This window comes from Streptomyces sp. NBC_01017 (assembly GCF_045162795.1).
GTDB lineage: Bacteria > Actinomycetota > Actinomycetes > Streptomycetales > Streptomycetaceae > Streptomyces > Streptomyces machairae.
In genome coordinates, this window is sequence record NZ_CP108683.1 from 4,886,074 (window position 1) to 4,904,022 (window position 17,949).

Genomic DNA, 17,949 nt, shown 5'->3' on the forward strand with positions numbered 1-17,949 from the left:
CCCTAAGACTGACGCAAGCCCTCCCCGAGCCGCCTCAGCCCCTCCCCGATCTCCGCGGGCGTCTGCGTCACGAAGCACAGCCGCAGGGTCGACCGGTCGGGCTCGCCCGCGTAGAAGGGCGCGCCGGGGACGTACGCCACGTCCTGCCGCACCACCTTCGGCAGCAGAGCCGTCGTGTCGTACGACTCCGGCAGCCGGGCCCACAGGAACATGCCGCCCTCGGGACGGGCCCATGCCGACCCCTCCGGGAGGGCCTCGGGCAGGCCGGCGACCATGGCGTCGCGGCGTTCGCGGTAGACGTCCCTGACGCGGGCGACGTGTGCGTCGAGGCCGGTCAGGTAGCTGGCGGCGGCGAGCTGGTTGAGGGTCGGCGTGTGCAGGTCGGCCGCCTGCTTGGCGACCACGCAGGCCCGGCGCAGGGCTGCCGGGGCGCGCAGCCAGCCCAGCCGCAGGCCAGGCGCCATCACCTTGGAGAAGGAACCGAGCAGCACCGTACGGTCCTGGGCCCCGGGGTAGGACGCGATCCAGGGCACGCGCTCGCCCTCGTAGCGGAGTTCGCCGTACGGGTCGTCCTCGACGAGCCACACCCCGCTCCGGGCGGCGACCTCGGCGACGGCCGCTCTGCGCTCGCCGGGCAGGGTCCTGCCGGTCGGGTTCTGGAACGTGGGCACGGTGTAGAAGAGCTTCGGCCGCTCCCGCGCCACCAGCTCCTCCAGCGCCTGCGCGTCCACCCCGTCCGCGTCCCCCGGCACGGCCACGACCCGCGCTCCCGCGAGGCCGAAGGCCTGAAGTGCCGCCAGATAACAGGGGTCTTCGACAAGGACCGTGTCCCCGGGATCCAGCAGCGCGGTGGCCAGGAGCGACAGACCCTGCTGGGAGCCGGTGGTGATGAGAAGGTCGTCGGCGTCCGTCGCCAGGCCCCCGGCCGATATGCGCGCGGCGAGCCCGGTGCGCAGGCTCGGTTCGCCCTCCGTCGTGGAGTACTGCAACGCCCGCTCCGGCGTCTCGGCGAGCACATCGCGGAAGGCGGCCGCGATGCCCTCCCGGTCGAACAGCTCCGGCGCCGGCAGCCCGCCCGCGAAGTTGATGACCTCGGGCCGCGCGGTGACGGCGAGGATGTCCCGCACGGGCGACCCGCCGACCGACCCTGCCCGCGCCGCGAGCGGCGGCACGGCGGCCGGGGTGTGGCGGGGTGCGGGAGGCGCGGGCTCGGTGACGGTCATGACACGGCTCCTTCGGCTCGACGACGAGCCTGACGGCTCGTGCCGGGCAGCCTAGAGAACTACGTGTCGCCTACAGGCAGCTTTTCGGTATGCGGACTCCGCCGCCGCACGGCGGGGTCTTTCAGCACTCCGGACGTCCCACACCAGGCCGTTGGGACATGACGTCCCCGCAGCTCAACCCGCATTCCGCCGCTCGGGCGTCCCGAAATCGCGGGGAACGCTGGCGGCAGCGAGGGATGATCACGCAGGCTGGGGTCCGACCCCGACCCCACCCAAGGAGAGGCCCCAGCGCATGTCCGCGTCCGCACCCCCCGCACGTCGCCCGTACGCCCGGCTCCTCGCCGCCACGCTGGTGACGATCGCCGCGCTCACGCTGACCGCGTGCGAGGACGGCCAGGGACTGCGCGACGAGGGCCCGGCCGCCCTCCATGACCCGGGGACGGCGAAAGGCCACCCGGACGACATCCGGGCGGCCTTCAGGCCTTGAGGCCCACATCACCGGCTCACGGCATCACGCGTGCGCCGGGACCTCCTTGGGGCTCGGGCCGTACTTGTTCGCGCCCGGCTGGGTGTCCGAGCACAGGAAGACCAGCATGACGATGAAGCCGACGAGCGGGACGATCCCGATGAGGATCCACCAGCCCGAGCGATCGGTGTCGTGCAGTCGGCGCACGGCGACGGCCAGGCTGGGCAGCAGGAGCGCGACCACGAAGACGCCCACGAGGGCCGGGAAGTCGATCGCGTAGCCGACGGCCATGAACACGATCTCGAAGATCAGGTAGAACAGCGTGAACATCCAGTATTCCTTGCGGCGCGCACGGCCGCTGAACACCGCGTACTTCTTGAGCACCTCGATGAACCAGTTCACTGCATCCCCCCCAGGGATCGACATATGACTGACCGTCCGGAACGGATCAGGTCAGGCGCAGAAGCTACGAACACTGACGGGAACCCGTCAATTCGGTTCGTCTGCGCAGCTCATGGCGCCGAACCTTGATCACCCTCCTGATCCCGCCCGCCTGCGACCGTCGAATTCAGGACAGATCCATCGAAGATCACCGAGCATCCCCGCGCGAGTCCCGCGAGGATCCGGCGCCGCAACCGGAACTGCCCCGATCCGAGTTCCAGTCGTGGCCGAAATGAATGCGTTCCGATGCCGGACCGATCCGGAACCGTTGCCGTGCCGTCGGCCGTTTCGTCAGCGAAGTCCCCGTGCCGCCTCGACGGCCCAGTAGGTCAGAATGTTGCGGGCTCCGGCCCTCTTGATGCCGGTCAGCGCCTCCAGGATGGCCCGGTCCCGGTCGATCCAGCCCTTCTCGGCGGCGGCCTCGATCATCGAGTACTCGCCGGAGATCTGATAGGCGGCGACCGGCACGTCCACCGCGTCGGCGACCCGCGCCAGGATGTCGAGGTAGGGCCCGGCCGGCTTGACCATCACCATGTCGGCGCCCTCCTCCAGGTCGAGGGCGAGCTCCCGCAGCGACTCCCGCGCATTCGCCGGGTCCTGCTGATACGTCTTCCGGTCACCCTGCAACGACGAGCCGACGGCCTCCCGGAACGGCCCGTAGAAGGCGGAGGCGTACTTGGCGGTGTAGGCGAGGACGGCGACGTCCTCCCGCCCGATCTGGTCGAGCGCATCCCGGACGACGCCGATCTGCCCGTCCATCATCCCGCTGGGCCCGACCACGTGGGCCCCGGCGTCGGCCTGCACCTGCGCCATCTCGGCGTACCGCTCCAGGGTCGCGTCGTTGTCGACACGCCCGTCCGCGTCCAGCACCCCGCAGTGCCCGTGATCGGTGGTCTCGTCGAGACACAGATCGGACATGACGAGCAGCTCGTCCCCCACTTCGGCCCGCACATCCCGGATGGCGACCTGGAGAATCCCGTCCGGATCGGTCCCAGGAGTCCCGAGGGCGTCCTTCTTCGCCTCCTCGGGCACCCCGAAGAGCATGATCCCGGAGATGCCGGCCTCCACCGCCTCGGCGGCGGCCTTCTTCAGGCTGTCCCGCGTGTGCTGGACGACCCCCGGCATGGCCGCGATCGGCACCGGCTCGCTGACGCCCTCGCGCACGAAGGCCGGGAGGATGAAGTCGGCGGGGTGCAGCCTGGTCTCGGCGACCATCCGCCGCATGGCCGGGGTGGTCCGCAGACGCCGCGGCCGCGTACCGGGGAAGGATCCGTACGTCGTCATGCCACCTACGCTACGCCCGCGTCGGCACCGCCTTTGCCGACGAGGCGTCGGACGGAACACGGCCCCGGCGGCCCGCATGCGGCCCCCCACCCACCGGGTCCATCCTGAAGTAGAGACCTCCCAGGACCCCGACGGCCGCGCCCCACCCGCCTCGCCGCCGCCGTCCCTCCGTACGTACGCACTCCACGGAGGACGCGATGACCGCCACCCACCACCTCAACACCCCCGACCTCTTCGCCCTCTCCGAGATCCACGGCCCGGTCCTGCGCCCCGGCGAAGACGGCTACGCCGAGGAGGTCACCGGCTTCAACCTGGCCGCGTTGCACACGCCCGACGTGGTCGTGGGTGCGACGGACGTCGACGACATCGTGACGGCGCTGCGCTGGGCGTCGGCCACCGGCACACCGGTCGCCGTGCAGGCGACGGGCCACGGCGCGAACTTCCCGATCGACCACGGCCTGCTGATCAGCACGGCCCGCATGACAGACGTACGCATCGACCCGGACCGGCGCCTCGCGACGGTCGCGGCCGGCGCGAAGTGGCGGCACGTCCTGGACGCGACCGCACCGCACGGCCTGGCCGCCCTCTGCGGCACGTCCACGGACGCCGGCGCGGTCGGCTACACCCTGGGCGGCGGCCTGCCGGTCCTCGGCCGGGCCTACGGCTACGCGACCGACCTGGTCCGCTCGTTCCAGGTGGCCACACCCGACGGCACCCTGTACGAGTCCGACCCCGACCACGAGCCTGAACTGTTCTGGGCGCTGCGCGGCGGCAAGGGCAATGTGGGCGTGGTGACGTCGATGGTGTGCGAGTTGCTGCCCCTGCCCACGATCCTCGGCGGCGGCATCTACGCCTCGGGCGAGCACACAGAGGCACTGCTGCACGCCTGGGCCGACTGGACCAGAACGGTCCCGGACGAGATGTGCAGCACCTTCTCCCTCCTCCGGCTCCCGCCCATCCCGGAGATCCCCGAACCCCTGCGCGGCGGCTTCTGGGCCCGCGTCGCGATCGCCTGGCCCGGGGACCCGGCCGAGGGGGAGCGCCTGCTGGCCCCGATCCGCGCGGCGGCGCCGGTGGTGGTCGACACGGTGGAGGAGATGCCGTACGCGGCCATGGACCGCATCCACATGGAACCGCAGGACCCCCTGCCGGCCCGCGAGGCATGCGCCCTGCTACGCGACCTGACCCCCGACGCGATCGGCACGTTCCTGTCCGAGGTGGGCCCGGACGTCCCCGACTGCCCCCTCCTCGTGGTGGAGATCCGCCACATGGGCGGCGCCCTCGCCCGCCCCGCCCGCCTGGAGGACGCGATCTGCTCCCGGGACGCGAACTACCTGCTGGAATCGGTGGGCGTCCTGGCAGCCCCACCGGCAGCAGAGGCCATAGAGATGACCACAAGGTCCCTGTACACAGCGATGGCCCCCTACGGCACGGGCCACACAATGATCAACATCCACGGCACCCCCGGCGACCCCGAGGACCGGGCCCGAGCCTGGACCCCCGAGACCCGCACCCGCCTGACCCAGGACAAATCCACCTACGACCCCTCGAACCTGCTCCGCTTCGGCCACACGGTGCCGCTATAGCCCGTCCGAAGGTGGGTGCCGGACCAGGCATTCCAGCCCGTCTGGGGGTGCCCCCTCTGGGGGAGTTTGAGGACGAGGCCGTTCAGGCCGACAGCGGGGGTCTGGGGGCGGCAGCCCCCAGGGGCCGGGGTCGAAGGGGCAGCGCCCCTTCAAGGACGGGAAGGGTAGGGGCGGCGGGGGCGAAACACACCCCGCCCACACCTACGTCGTGGACCGCCGCCGCCGTGCCCCCGGCCGCCGCTCACTCGGCCGAGTAACAGGATCCCCCGCCTCGACCGCCGCAGCCCGCCGCCGCAACCCGAACTCGGCCAACGCCTCAGCCAACTTGTGCACGGACGGCTCCGGAGCCATCACATCCACCCGAAGCCCATGCTCCTCGGCGGTCTTCGCGGTGGCCGGCCCGATACAGGCGATCACAGTCACGTTGTGCGGCTTACCGGCAATCCCCACCAGATTCCGCACAGTCGAGGACGACGTGAAGAGAACGGCATCAAAGCCACCCCCCTTGATCGCCTCCCGCGTCTCGGCCGGCGGCGGCGAAGCCCGCACGGTCCGATAGGCCGTGACGTCGTCGACCTCCCAGCCCAGCTCGATGAGCCCGGCGACCAGCGTCTCCGTAGCGATATCGGCCCGAGGCAGGAACACCCGGTCGATCGGATCGAAAACGGGGTCGTACGGCGGCCAGTCCTCCAGCAGCCCCGCAGCCGACTGCTCGCCACTGGGCACGAGATCCGGCTTCACACCGAACGCGATCAGCGCCTTCGCGGTCTGCTCCCCCACCGCGGCGACCTTGATCCCGGCGAACGCACGGGCATCGAGCCCGTACTCCTCGAACTTCTCCCGCACGGCCTTGACCGCGTTCACCGAGGTGAAGGCGATCCACTCGTACCGCCCGGTCACGAGCCCCTTGACCGCCCGCTCCATCTGCTGAGGCGTCCGCGGCGGCTCGACGGCGATCGTCGGCACCTCGTGCGGCACGGCCCCGTACGACCGCAGCTGGTCGGAGAGCGAAGCCGCCTGCTCCTTCGTACGCGGCACGAGCACCCGCCACCCGAAGAGCGGCTTGGACTCGAACCACGACAGCTGGTCGCGCTGGGCGGCGGCGGAACGCTCACCGACCACGGCTATCACCGGCCGCCCGCCTTCGGGCGAGGGCAGCACCTTGGCCTGCTTGAGCGTCTGGGCGATGGTCCCGAGGGTCGCGCTCCAGGTCCGCTGCCGCGTGGTCGTACCGGCGACGGTCACCGTCATCGGCGTATCGGGCTTGCGCCCCGCCGACACCAGCTCACCGGCGGCCGCGCCCACGGAATCCAGCGTCGTCGACACGACGACCGTCCCGTCCGACGCCCCGACCTCGGTCCAGCACCGGTCCGAAGCCGTCCGCGCGTCCACGAACCGCACGTCCGCGCCCTGCGCGTCCCGCAGCGGCACCCCGGCATACGCGGGCACGCCCACGGCCGCGGCGACACCCGGCACGACCTCGAACGGCACGCCGGCCGCGGCGCACGCCAGCATCTCCTCGGCGGCGTACGTGTCGAGCCCGGGATCCCCGGACACCGCACGCACGACCCGCCTGCCGCCCCGTGCGGCCTCCATGACAAGATGTGCGGCATCCCGCACTGCGGGTAGCCCAGCGGTTGTTGACGCGCCGTCAACAACCGCTAGCTGAGGCGTGCCTGTGCCCACGGCGGCGTCCGAATCTGGACCCGTGTCCGTGTGCACTTCGGCGACGCCCTGCCTGGCGTGCTGGCGTACGACGTCGAGCACCTCGTGCTCGGCGACCAGTACGTCCGCGTTCGCCAGCGCCTCGACGGCGCGCAGAGTCAGCAGCCCCGGATCCCCGGGTCCGGCACCGAGGAAGGTGACGTGCCCGTGTTCAAGGCCGGCGGGAAGAGTGGTGGGGCTCACTGTGCTCGCTCCCCCATCAGACCGGCCGCGCCCTGGGCAAGCATCTCGGAAGCGAGTTCGCGACCGAGCGCCAGCGCTTGGTCGTGCGTCTCGGGCACGGGACCGGTGGTGGACAGCTGCACCATGCGAGTGCCGTCGGTCGTGCCGACGACGCCCCGCAGGCGCATTTCTTTGACAATCTGCCCGTCGGCCAGAAGGTCGGCCAGCGCACCCACAGGTGCACTGCAACCGGCCTCCAGGGCGGCGAGCAGTGAGCGCTCGGCGGTCACGGCGACCCGCGTGAACGGGTCGTCGAGTTCCCCGAGCGCGGCGATCAGGTCCGCGTTGTCCGCGGTGCACTCGATCGCCAGTGCCCCCTGGCCGGGGGCGGGCAAAACAGTGTCGACCGACAGGAAGTCGGTCACTTCGTCGATGCGGCCGATGCGCTGCAGACCCGCCGCAGCAAGCACCACCGCATCCAGCTCCCCGTCGCGCACGTACCCGATCCGTGTATCCACGTTCCCGCGGATCGCGACCGTCTCGATGTCCAGCCCGTGGCTGCGCGCATACGCGTTGAGCTGCGCCATCCGGCGCGGCGAACCCGTACCGATGCGCGCCCCGCGCGGCAGGTCGGTGAACTTCAGGGCGTCCTGCGCGACGATCACATCGCGCGGGTCCTCCCGCTCGGGAACGGCCGCGAGGACCAGTTCCTCGGGCTGCGTGGTCGGCAGGTCCTTCAGGGAGTGCACCGCGAAGTCGACCTCGCCCTTGAGGAGCGCGTCGCGCAGGGCGGTGACGAAGACGCCGGTGCCGCCGATCTGCGCGAGCGCCTCGCGCGAGACATCGCCGTACGTGGTGATCTCGACCAGCTCGACGGGCCGTCCGGTCACCTGGCTCACGGCGTCCGCGACCTGCCCGGACTGGGCCATGGCGAGCCTGCTGCGCCTGGTGCCGAGCCGTAGTGCCTGCTGAGTCATCGTGGGCCTCGGTCTTTCTCGGTGCTGTCCTCGGCGCGCGAGACGGAGGCCACCGTCTCCTGGTCGAGGTCGAACAGGGTCCTCAGGGCATCCGCGTACCCCGCGCCGCCCGGCTCTGCCGCGAGCTGCTTGACCCGCACGGTCGGCGCGTGCAGCAGCTTGTCGACCACACGCTTGACGGTCTGCGTGATCTCGCCGCGGTGCTTGTCGTCGAGCGCGGGCAGCCGCCCCTCCAGACGGGCGATCTCGCTCGCCACGACATCGGCGGCCATCGTGCGCAGCGCGACGACGGTGGGCGTGATGTGCGCGGCCCGCTGAGCCGCCCCGAAGGCCGCGACCTCGTCGGAGACGATACGGCGGACCTGGTCGACGTCGGCCGCCATCGGGGCGTCGGCGGAGACGTCCGCCAGCGACTCGATGTCGACCAGCCGCACCCCGGCCAGCCGGTGCACGGCGGCGTCGATGTCGCGCGGCATGGCGAGGTCGAGCAGGGCGAGCACCGGCGCGGGGCGGGACGCCTCGACGACCGGCTCGGGCTTGCGGCGCTCGGGGATCCGGCCGACGGTGGCCACGGTCGCGGCGAGCGCGGTGATCAGCTCGGCGTCGGCCTCGGGGCTGCGCCGGGCGGCCTCACGGCGGTCGACGGCTCCGCCCGCGGCCCAGGCCGCGTGCTGCTCCAGGGTGGCCGCGTCCATACCGGCGACGGCGGCCTCCCCCATGACGGAGAAACCTCCCTGCACGGAGCCGAGATCCAGCGGGCAGTCCTCATCGGTGCCGACGCTGGTGGGCGGCAGCGGGGTCTGCCTTACGTCGGCGGCGTCGGCGGCACTCCTGGCGGCCGGCGCCTTGGCAGCCGTACGGCCGCTGTCGCCGGCTTCCTCGAAGGCGACCGGCTGACCGGTACGGCCCTCCACGCCCGCGGCGATCTCCTCGGCCGTGAGGACGAGCCCGGTCGCGCCGGTGCAGGACACGACGACATCGGCACGTGTCAGCTCGAACGGCACCGACTCCATCGGTACCGCGCGGGCCGGCACGTCCGCACCGTCGGTCTCACCGAGGCCCAGTCCATATTGCTCTCCGAGCAGGGCTGCGAGGCGCTCTGCGCGGTCGTACGTGCGGTTGGCGACGACGATCTCGGCGACACCGGCACGCGCGAGCGTGGCGGCGGCCAGCGAGGACATCGAGCCGGCCCCGATGACCAGGGCCTTCCTGCCGCGGGCCCACGCCGTGACGTCCGCCCCGGCGGCGAGCTGCTCCAGGCCGAAGGTGACCAGGGACTGCCCGGCGCGGTCGATGCCGGTCTCGGAGTGGGCGCGCTTGCCGACGCGCAGGGCCTGCTGGAACAGGTCGTTCAGCAGCCGTCCGGCGCTGTGCAGCTCCTGCGCCTTGGCGAGGGAGTCCTTGATCTGCCCGAGGATCTGTCCCTCCCCGACGACCATGGAGTCGAGCCCACAGGCCACCGAGAACAGATGGTGGACGGCCCGGTCCTCGTAGTGGACGTAGAGGTACGGCGTGAGCTCGTCGAGCCCCACTCCGCTGTGCTGGGCGAGCAGCGTGGACAGCTCGGCGACACCGGCGTGGAACTTGTCCACGTCGGCGTACAGCTCGATGCGGTTGCAGGTGGCCAGCAGGGCGGCCTCGGTCGCCGGCTCGGCGGCGACGGTGTCCTGCAGCAGCTTGATCTGGGCGTCCGCGCTCAGCGCGGCGCGCTCCAAGACGCTGACCGGGGCGCTGCGGTGGCTCAGCCCTACGACGAGGAGACTCATGCCGGCATCACGGCGGGTACGTCCCCGTCCGGTCCCTTGTCGGCGGATGCGTCGGAGTCCTCGCGGGTGACGGCGGCCGGACCGGCGCCGTCGGAGTGGGCCTCCTCGCCGGCCTTGCGCTGCTCGTGGAAGGCGAGGATCTGCAGCTCGATGGAGAGGTCGACCTTGCGCACGTCGACGCCGTCCGGGACGGACAGCACGGTTGGCGCGAAGTTCAGGATGGAGGTGACCCCGGCGGCCACGAGCCGGTCGCAGACCTGCTGGGCGGCACCGGCGGGGGTGGCGATGACACCGATCGACACGCCGTTGTCCTGGATGATCTTCTCCAGGTCGTCGGCGTGCTGCACGGGGATTCCGGCGACGGGCTTGCCGGCCATGGCCGGGTCGGCGTCGATGAGCGCGGCGACCCGGAAGCCACGGGAGGCGAAGCCGCCGTAGTTGGCGAGCGCGGCGCCGAGGTTACCGATACCGACGATCACAACCGGCCAGTCCTGGGTGAGCCCCAGCTCGCGGGAGATCTGGTAGACGAGATACTCGACGTCGTAGCCGACACCGCGCGTTCCGTACGACCCGAGGTACGAGAAGTCCTTGCGCAGCTTGGCGGAGTTGACCCCCGCCGCGGCCGCGAGCTCCTCGGAAGAGACCGTGGGTACCGAGCGCTCCGACAGTGCGGTCAGCGCGCGGAGGTACAGCGGAAGCCTGGCGACGGTGGCCTCGGGAATCCCTCGGCTACGGGTCGCCGGTCGGTGAGTTCGGCCAGTTGCCACGGTGCTCCTGCGGGTAGAGCGTGGGGGCAGGCGGTCACATGTACCTAGACCGCCCCGTCGAATGCAGGCTATGTCTTTGTGAACGCGTGCACAAAGATGGTGTCCGATTTGCCCGCCCAACGTGACCGGGCTCACGCACGCCCGGCGCACTGGTGTGGAACCGGCGCATACGCACCACCGTTCCTCAACTCTTGGGGGCAAAACCGCACACTCTCCTCAACGATGCCCGCCCCCGAGACCAAGTCGCCGTCGATCCTAAGCCGTTTTCGGAGTAGTTGGACTACCCGGTCAGTGCTTTGCGGAGGCGATTCTCGTTCACACGCCAGAACGTGTGCTGGGCTCCGTCGACGAGGACGACGGGGATCTGTTCCCAGTACTGGTCATGGAGTTGGGGGTCCTGGTTGATGTCCTTCAGCTCCCACGGAACCCCCAGTTCGTCGCACACCTTCTCGACGACGATCTGTGCGTCATCACACAGATGACAGTCGGGCTTGCCGATCAGAGTGACGAGCCGGTCCCGGGGGGACTTGGCTGCGGCGCGACGAAAGAGGGCACTCATGTCAGCCATTCTCGCGCGCCGACGCGCGTGTGCGGAGCTGACGCCGAACGGGTGCTGACGGGTCGCATCACCACGCTGTTTAACTACGCGGTCGCGGAGAGTTCACAACCTCCAAACCTCTCGACTCCGGAAGCACCGAACAAACTGGCTATGCTCACGGTCATGGCCGCTCTTGGATGGCTCACTCCCCGTAGGCGTTCCGCCACGGCGCGGAGCGTGTTGGCTGGCGAGGCTTCGGCGGAGGCAGCGCGCAAGTCGTCGCAGGAAGCGACGGAGGTCTCCGACGTCGAGCCGGAGTTCCCGGTACTCGGCGACGAGCAGGCCGCCGCCTTCTTCGACCTGGACAACACCGTCATGCAAGGTGCTGCCCTCTTCCACTTCGGCCGGGGCCTGTACAAGCGGAAGTTCTTCGAGACACGCGACCTCGCCAGGTTCGCCTGGCAGCAGGCGTGGTTCCGGCTGGCGGGGGTCGAGGATCCGGAGCACATGCAGGACGCCCGCGACTCGGCACTGTCGATCGTGAAGGGCCACCGGGTCGCCGAGCTGACGTCGATCGGCGAGGAGATCTACGACGAGTACATGGCCGAGCGCATCTGGCCGGGTACGCGCGCCCTCGCCCAGGCGCACCTGGACGCCGGCCAGAAGGTGTGGCTGGTCACGGCCGCCCCGGTCGAGATCGCCCAGGTGATCTCCCGCCGCCTCGGCCTGACGGGCGCCCTCGGCACAGTGGCCGAATCAGTGGACGGCGTCTACACCGGCAAACTGGTCGGCGAACCGCTGCACGGCCCGGCGAAGGCGGAGGCCGTCCGCGCCCTGGCCGCCGCGGAGGGCCTGGACCTCTCCCGCTGCGCGGCCTACAGCGACTCCCACAACGACATCCCGATGCTCTCCCTCGTCGGCCACCCCTACGCCATCAACCCCGACACCAAGCTCCGCAAACACGCCCGCAAACTGGACTGGCGCCTCCGCGACTACCGCACCGGCCGAAAGGCCGCGAAGGTCGGCATCCCGGCGGCGGCAGGAGTGGGCGCGGTGGCCGGCGGCACGGCAGCGGCGATCGCATTGCACAGGCGACGGCGCTAGCGGCGACTTCGGCTGCGGGCCGATGCCTGCGGCAGCCTGTAGCGCCAACGGTTTCGTCGTGAGTCGGGGCCGTTCCGGGGGGTACCCCCTCACCACCGTGGGCGACCACGGGTCCAGCCCGTTCGACGTTCGAGGACGGGGCCGCGTCACCCCCAACCCCCGCCCACCCTCAGGGGGCTATGCCGGCACGCAGACGGTCCCTCGCTCGCAGCGTCGGCCCAGGTATTTCATCCCGTCCGGCGTTTGAGGACGAGGCCGTTCAGGCCGACAGCGGGGGCGAGGAACGTTCGGGGCGCCGAGTTGACCACGCCCGGGCGGCAAGCCAATCCGCACCCCCTACCCCCACAACCCCCTGTCCAGTCCCCTTGGCTGCACACGGCCACAACACGCCCCGGAGTAAGCCGGAACACGGACGATTTCGATCAACAACCTGTCACTCTCCGGCACTTGATAGGACGTCAATCGGTTACAGAAGAGACGCAATCGATGATTTGAGCAACTGGGCGTAGCAGTGCCTGCACGAAGCGTTATTCTCCTCAGACGCAATCCGGTACCCCTCCGTCGCTACGACGGGTGAACGGTCCCGCACTGCACGTGATGGAAGCTCTGCCTCTGGGAGTCCCGTGTACCCACACGTCGGGGTTGACGCCTCGGGCCTGGCTACGCTGCGCGCAACGGTCCACAACCTGTTGCGCGGCTTCGTCCCCACCGCGTACGCCGTCCCCGCCCTCGCCGTAACCACCGTGCCCGTAGGCCCGTGCTACGCGCTCGCCGACGGCAGCGCCGCCGTCAGCAGACGCGGACGCTCGACCGGCGCGGCAACCGCCCGCCGGCCGGCCGCGGACAGCGACAGCGCTCGAATGATGGATCTCGTGGAACGCGCGCAGGCCGGCGAGGCCGACGCGTTCGGCCGGCTCTACGACCAGTACAGCGACACCGTCTACCGCTACATCTATTACCGGGTGGGAGGTAAGGCCACCGCCGAGGACCTCACGAGCGAGACCTTTCTGCGCGCACTCCGCCGGATCGGCACCTTCACCTGGCAGGGCCGGGACTTCGGCGCCTGGCTCGTCACCATCGCCCGCAACCTCGTCGCCGACCACTTCAAGTCCAGCCGCTTCCGGCTGGAGGTGACCACCGGCGAGATGCTCGACGCCAACGAGGTCGAGCGCTCCCCGGAGGACTCCGTCCTGGAGTCCCTCTCCAACGCCGCCCTCCTCGAGGCCGTACGACGCCTCAACCCGCAACAGCAGGAGTGCGTCACCCTCCGATTCCTCCAGGGCCTCTCGGTCGCCGAGACCGCCCGCGTCATGGGCAAGAACGAGGGCGCCATCAAGACCCTCCAGTACCGCGCCGTACGCACCCTCGCCCGGCTGCTCCCGGAAGACGCCCGCTGAGCGGCCCCCAACCGAACCGATACACTCCGCAACCTTCAACTCACCCTCGGTGAAAGTCCGTTGACTTCGCGGCTCGTTCATCCTCCGTCCGTAACCCAAGTGCCAAGCCGCTCGTTGTGCGGGATGCAGGCTCCCTGTGGTCACTCTCTGGCCGACTCTGATCACTCGATCGTGTGGATTCGGTCAGGGCGTGCAACCCTCAGGACCCCCTGGGGAGTCGACCGTCATGACGAGAGGAGGTGCCGCCAGTGATCGCGAACGTATCGGCGCACCGGCGGGCGAACGCCTTCGCCCAGGCCCTGGAGGAGCTGACCGACCGGGTCTCGGCGGCCGAACAGGCCGAGCAGCCCGATGGATCGGCACCGGCACCGGCAGCTGCGGAACAGACCGAGCAGGGGCGCTTGCTGGCCCTCACCACGAGTCTGGACGAGCTGCCCAAGCCCGTGCTCGACCCGGAGGTCAAGGTCGTCCAGCGGGCCCAGCTCGTGGCCGCGATGGAGGCCATGCTGCAGGAGGGCACCGCGGAGGGCGGGGCGAGTCCCGCCCTGCCCGAGCAGCGTTCGCATCGGGCACGGGGCGCGCACCGGGCGTCCCCGCTGGGCAAGCTCCGGCCGCGTTCCCGGCTGGCCAAGGGCCTGACCGCGGGCGGGCTGAGCGTGGGAGTCGCCGCGGGGGCCTTCGGCGGAGTCGCGGCCGCGAGTTCCGAGGCCCTGCCCGGTGACTCTCTCTACGGCCTCAAGCGCGGCATGGAGGACTTCAAGCTCAATGTCCTGGCCGATGGCGACGACGAGCGCGGGCGAACATATCTCGACCAGGCCTCCACCCGGCTGAGCGAGGCACGTCGGCTGATGGAGCGTGGCCGTGGCGGACAGCTCGACCACGAGTCGGTCGGCGAGGTCCGTCGCGCCCTGTCCGGCATGCGCCACGACGCCTCGGAGGGGCACCGCCTGCTCCGTGAGGCGTACGAGCGCGACCCTGGCTCCCTGGGGCCCATCCAGGCCCTGTCCGCCTTCTCACGCTCGCACCGAGCGGCGTGGGGCGTCCTGCGCGAGCGGCTTCCCCTCCAGCTCGGGGACGTCAGTGACCAGGTGTCGTCGGTCTTCGACGCCATAGACGAAGAAGTCGCCCCGCTGCAGTCCCTCCTCCCGCCGACTCCGGAACAGGGCGGCGACGGAAAGCGGCAGGGCGGCTCCGGATCGGCATCCAGCGGTACGTCCGGCTCCGACCGGTCGGCCCGCCCCAGCGCGGGCGGCGGTTCCTCCGACGGCAACCGGTCCAGCAGCCCCAGCAAGTCGGCCGAGGGCTCCACCGGCGAGGGCGAAGGCCTGCTCGGCGGAAACACCGGCGGCCTGCTCGACCCGCCGAAGGACACCGGCAGCGCCGGCGCCTCACCGTCCACATCCACTCCGAGCACCGAGCCCGCCGTCACGCTCCCGCCCCTGCTCCCGGGCCTCCTGCCCGGCCTGGGCATCGACAGCGAGGACGCGAACTAACAGCCGTAGAGCCACGTCGTACGTCGATGGGGGCGCCCCTTGTGAGAAGGGGCGCCCCCATCGACGTATCAGAACACCGACGTAACCGACGTATCAGAAGAACACCGACCGGCGCTGCACCAGCAACTTGTACAGCGTGTGCTGGATCTGCTCCCTGACCTGGTCCGTCAGGTTGAACATCAGCATCGGGTCCTCGGCCGCCTCCGGCGGGTAGCCGTCCGTGAGGATCGGCTCACCGAACTGGATCGTCCACTTGGTCGGCAACGGGACCGCCCCCAGCGGGCCCAACCACGGGAACGTCGGCGTCAACGGGAAGTACGGGAAGCCCAGCAGACGGGCGAGCGTCTTCGCGTTGCCGATCATCGGATAGATCTCCTCGGCCCCGACGATCGAGCACGGGATGATCGGGGTGCCCTGGCGCAGGGCCGTGGAGACGAAGCCGCCGCGGCCGAAGCGCTGCAGCTTGTAGCGCTCGCTGAAGGGCTTGCCGATGCCCTTGAAGCCCTCCGGCATCACGCCGACCAACTCGCCCTGGCCCAGCAGCCGCTCGGCGTCCTCGGCGCAGGCGAGGGTATGGCCGAGCTTGCGGGCGAGTTCGTTGACCACCGGCAGCATGAAGACCAGGTCGGCCGCGAGCAGGCGCAGGTGCCGGCCCGCGGGGTGGTGGTCGTGCACGGCGACCTGCATCATCAGGCCGTCCAGCGGCAGCGTGCCGGAGTGGTTGGCGACGATCAGCGCGCCGCCCTCGGACGGGATGTTCTCGACACCCTTCACCTCGACCCGGAAGTAGTTCTCGTACACCGGGCGCAGCAGGGACATCAGGACCTGGTCGGTGAGTTCCTCGTCGTACCCGAAGTCGTCGACCTCGTAGTCCCCGGTGAGGCGGCGGCGCAGGAAGGCCAGGCCGCTCGCGATCCGCCGCTCCAGGCCGCCGTCGTCCTGGGCCTTGCGGGGCGGCTGTTCCTCACGTGTCACAGGAACATCATCCTGCGCGAAGGGCCGTCCCGGGAGGGGCTGGACCTCGCGTACCAGCGCGGATTCGCTGTTCTTTCGCCGACTCCCCGCGCTCCGGCGCCGCGGCGGCCGCTGCGCGGCGCTCCCGCGGGACCGGTCGTCGTCGAACGGAATGACCTTGGCGTCCGCCATTGTTGATGCGCTCCTCAGTTGGCGCTCTGCGTCGGGGGGTTTCCGCCGCCCAGGACGGGCAGCGCGGCGATCCGGTCGACGGCCCCCGCAAGGGCCTCCGGCGGCAGCAGGCCCGGCCCGCGACTGCGCGCGAAGTCCGCGAAGGTCTCCGCCGTCGTGTACTTCGGCTTGAATCCGAGCGTCTCTCGCATCTGGTCCGTCGCCACCACCCGGCCGTGCGTGAGCAACCGGATCTGCTCCGGCGAGAAGTCCGACATACCCAGCGTACGCACCAGGGAGCCCGCCCATGTCACCGCGGGAAGCAGCAGCGGCACGGTGGGGCGGCCCAGGCGCCGGGAGCACTGCGAGAGCAGCAGGACACCGTCGCCGGCGATGTTGAAGGTGCCGCTGTTGAGCGTGCCCCGCGCCGGCTCGTGCGAGGCGATGCGCAGCACCTCGATCACGTCGTCCTCGTGGACGAACTGCAGCCGCGGGTCGTAACCGAACACCGTCGGCAGGACCGGCAGCGAGAAGTACGAGGCGAGCGGCGTGTCCGCGGTCGGGCCGAGGATGTTGGCGAACCGCAGCACGCAGACGGCCACGTCCGGGCGGCGCCGCGCGAACCCGCGGACATAGCCCTCCACCTCGACGGCGTCCTTGGCGAAGCCGCCGCTGGGCAGCGACTTGGGCGGCGTCGTCTCGGTGAAGACGGCCGGGTCACGGGGCGCGGACCCGTAGACGTTCGTGCTGGACTTGACCACAAGCCGCTTGATGTTGGGGGACTTCTGGCAGGCGCCGAGCAGCTGCATCGTCCCGATGACGTTGGTCTCCTTGACCATGGTCCGACTGCCGCTGCCGAGCGCGGTTCCGGTCACGTCCATGTGTACGACGGTGTCCGCGCCGCTCTCGGCCAACACCCGCGCGATGGTGGGCTGCCGGATGTCGGCCTGGATGAAGTCGGCGCCGCCCAGATGATGCTCGGGCGGTACCGCATCCACGGCGACCACCCGGTCCACCTGTGGGTCACGCTGGATCCGTCGTACGAACCGGCCCCCCAGTTGACGGGCCACTCCGGTCACGAGCACGACCTTGCCCAAGATCAGCGCCTTCCTTCCAGCACTCGTACCCTGCTGAGTTCCCGTGTTCCCCGTGTGCGGCCAACTTAGCGGGTCGATGTTGCGCTGTGATGACCGCCCAATGCATGAAGTGACGGGAATTCCTTGCGTACGACCAGACGGGCCAGGCATGCGTACAGGCATACGCACGAAGTTCGGCTCATCGCACCAATCCCGCTCCACGACCTGGCCCACCGGCCCGAAAAGCGTGTGGCCCCCCACCGGATCCGGTGGGGGGCCACAAACACGCCGCTTTCGCAGCGCGCCGCTTACTTCTTGTTGCGACGCTGAACGCGCGTGCGCTTGAGCAGCTTGCGGTGCTTCTTCTTAGCCATCCGCTTGCGCCGCTTCTTGATAACAGAGCCCACGACTACCCTCGCTCACTTCTCATCACTCGGCGTTGGGCGCCATGGGCCCATACGACCTACGAGGGGCTAGCCTACCCGCCCGAGCGCTGAGGTCGTAATCGAGGGGACGAGGGGGAACCCTGCAAAGCCCTGAGGATCCCCCCTCACCCGTCACTGTCAGGCGGTTTCCACCCCCACGTAACTCTCGCGGAGGTACTCGTGAACCGCTTGCTCGGGGACGCGGAAGGACCGCCCCACCCGGATCGCGGGCAGATGACCACTGTGCACCAGCCGGTACACGGTCATCTTCGACACTCGCATCACCGAGGCGACTTCCGCCACGGTAAGGAACTGAACCTCGTTCAGAGGCCTCTCGCCAGCTGCAGCCATGACACACCTGAACCTTCCGCACTCGACGGTCACCGGCTTCCCC

General features: G+C 70.3%; 17 protein-coding genes. 5 read left to right on the forward strand and 12 right to left on the reverse strand.

Features of this window, described 5'->3' with window-relative positions; translation table 11 throughout:
• Positions 1 to 2: 2 nt before the first annotated feature.
• Entirely contained in the window at positions 3 to 1,223 is a 1,221-nt protein-coding gene (locus tag OG331_RS22140; protein ID WP_406198868.1) for a PLP-dependent aminotransferase family protein, read from the reverse strand.
• A gap of 292 nt (positions 1,224 to 1,515) precedes the next feature.
• Between OG331_RS22140 and OG331_RS22145 the strand changes: the two genes are divergently transcribed.
• Positions 1,516 to 1,710, forward strand: coding sequence for a hypothetical protein (locus OG331_RS22145; RefSeq protein WP_406198870.1), 195 nt, complete (start codon positions 1,516 to 1,518; stop codon positions 1,708 to 1,710).
• Between the two features lie 24 nt (positions 1,711 to 1,734).
• On the opposite strand, the gene OG331_RS22150 is transcribed toward OG331_RS22145, so the two are convergent.
• Positions 1,735 to 2,091 carry a DUF805 domain-containing protein gene (locus OG331_RS22150; RefSeq protein ID WP_406210194.1) on the reverse strand — a complete coding sequence of 119 codons (357 nt, stop codon included), beginning with the start codon at positions 2,089 to 2,091 and terminating at the stop codon, positions 1,735 to 1,737.
• A 330-nt stretch (positions 2,092 to 2,421) separates the two neighbouring features.
• Positions 2,422 to 3,414, reverse strand: coding sequence for a porphobilinogen synthase (gene hemB, locus OG331_RS22155; protein ID WP_406198871.1), 993 nt, complete (start codon positions 3,412 to 3,414; stop codon positions 2,422 to 2,424).
• Between the two features lie 197 nt (positions 3,415 to 3,611).
• Between hemB and OG331_RS22160 the strand changes: the two genes are divergently transcribed.
• Complete coding sequence (locus tag OG331_RS22160) at positions 3,612 to 5,000, forward strand: FAD-binding oxidoreductase (RefSeq protein ID WP_406198873.1); 1,389 nt, start codon at positions 3,612 to 3,614, stop codon at positions 4,998 to 5,000.
• Positions 5,001 to 5,201: 201 nt separating this feature from the next.
• Here the strand turns inward: OG331_RS22160 and OG331_RS22165 are convergent, their stop codons facing one another.
• The 5 genes from OG331_RS22165 to OG331_RS22185 form a co-directional block, all read right to left on the reverse strand.
• Positions 5,202 to 6,908: a bifunctional uroporphyrinogen-III C-methyltransferase/uroporphyrinogen-III synthase gene (locus OG331_RS22165; protein WP_363033561.1), complete on the reverse strand. Its 1,707-nt coding sequence runs from the start codon at positions 6,906 to 6,908 to the stop codon at positions 5,202 to 5,204.
• Positions 6,905 to 7,864, reverse strand: a complete 960-nt coding sequence (hemC, locus tag OG331_RS22170) for a hydroxymethylbilane synthase (RefSeq protein ID WP_406198875.1) — start codon at positions 7,862 to 7,864, stop codon at positions 6,905 to 6,907. Before hemC ends, OG331_RS22165 begins: the two co-directional genes overlap by 4 nt.
• On the reverse strand, positions 7,861 to 9,630 hold the full coding sequence (locus tag OG331_RS22175) for a glutamyl-tRNA reductase (protein WP_406198877.1): 1,770 nt from the start codon (positions 9,628 to 9,630) through the stop codon (positions 7,861 to 7,863). The genes hemC and OG331_RS22175 overlap by 4 nt, the downstream gene beginning before the upstream one ends.
• Positions 9,627 to 10,397, reverse strand: coding sequence for a redox-sensing transcriptional repressor Rex (locus OG331_RS22180; protein WP_406198879.1), 771 nt, complete (start codon positions 10,395 to 10,397; stop codon positions 9,627 to 9,629). Before OG331_RS22180 ends, OG331_RS22175 begins: the two co-directional genes overlap by 4 nt.
• A 280-nt stretch (positions 10,398 to 10,677) precedes the next feature.
• Positions 10,678 to 10,965: a glutaredoxin family protein gene (locus OG331_RS22185; protein ID WP_406198881.1), complete on the reverse strand. Its 288-nt coding sequence runs from the start codon at positions 10,963 to 10,965 to the stop codon at positions 10,678 to 10,680.
• A gap of 153 nt (positions 10,966 to 11,118) precedes the next feature.
• On the opposite strand from OG331_RS22185, the gene OG331_RS22190 reads away from it, so the two are divergent.
• The 3 genes from OG331_RS22190 (at position 11,119) to OG331_RS22200 (ending at position 14,929) form a co-directional block, all read left to right on the forward strand.
• Positions 11,119 to 12,039 (forward strand): HAD family hydrolase, encoded by a 921-nt coding sequence (locus OG331_RS22190; protein WP_406198884.1) that lies wholly within the window; start codon positions 11,119 to 11,121, stop codon positions 12,037 to 12,039.
• A 623-nt stretch (positions 12,040 to 12,662) separates the two neighbouring features.
• Positions 12,663 to 13,436 carry an ECF subfamily RNA polymerase sigma factor, BldN family gene (locus OG331_RS22195; RefSeq protein ID WP_362388233.1) on the forward strand — a complete coding sequence of 258 codons (774 nt, stop codon included), beginning with the start codon at positions 12,663 to 12,665 and terminating at the stop codon, positions 13,434 to 13,436.
• Positions 13,437 to 13,684: 248 nt separating this feature from the next.
• Complete coding sequence (locus OG331_RS22200; protein WP_406198887.1) at positions 13,685 to 14,929, forward strand: DUF5667 domain-containing protein; 1,245 nt, start codon at positions 13,685 to 13,687, stop codon at positions 14,927 to 14,929.
• A gap of 93 nt (positions 14,930 to 15,022) precedes the next feature.
• On the opposite strand, the gene OG331_RS22205 is transcribed toward OG331_RS22200, so the two are convergent.
• The 4 genes from OG331_RS22205 to OG331_RS22220 form a co-directional block, all read right to left on the reverse strand.
• The gene (locus OG331_RS22205; RefSeq protein WP_406198889.1) at positions 15,023 to 16,075 is read right to left on the reverse strand and encodes a lysophospholipid acyltransferase family protein; all 1,053 of its coding nucleotides are present in this window, start codon (positions 16,073 to 16,075) and stop codon (positions 15,023 to 15,025) included.
• Positions 16,076 to 16,089: 14 nt separating this feature from the next.
• Positions 16,090 to 17,151, reverse strand: coding sequence for an NAD-dependent epimerase/dehydratase family protein (locus OG331_RS22210; RefSeq protein WP_406198891.1), 1,062 nt, complete (start codon positions 17,149 to 17,151; stop codon positions 16,090 to 16,092).
• A gap of 287 nt (positions 17,152 to 17,438) precedes the next feature.
• Positions 17,439 to 17,537: a 30S ribosomal protein bS22 gene (locus tag OG331_RS22215; protein WP_003948845.1), complete on the reverse strand. Its 99-nt coding sequence runs from the start codon at positions 17,535 to 17,537 to the stop codon at positions 17,439 to 17,441.
• A gap of 156 nt (positions 17,538 to 17,693) precedes the next feature.
• Positions 17,694 to 17,906, reverse strand: a complete 213-nt coding sequence (locus tag OG331_RS22220) for a helix-turn-helix domain-containing protein (RefSeq protein ID WP_004984898.1) — start codon at positions 17,904 to 17,906, stop codon at positions 17,694 to 17,696.
• Positions 17,907 to 17,949 lie beyond the last annotated feature (43 nt).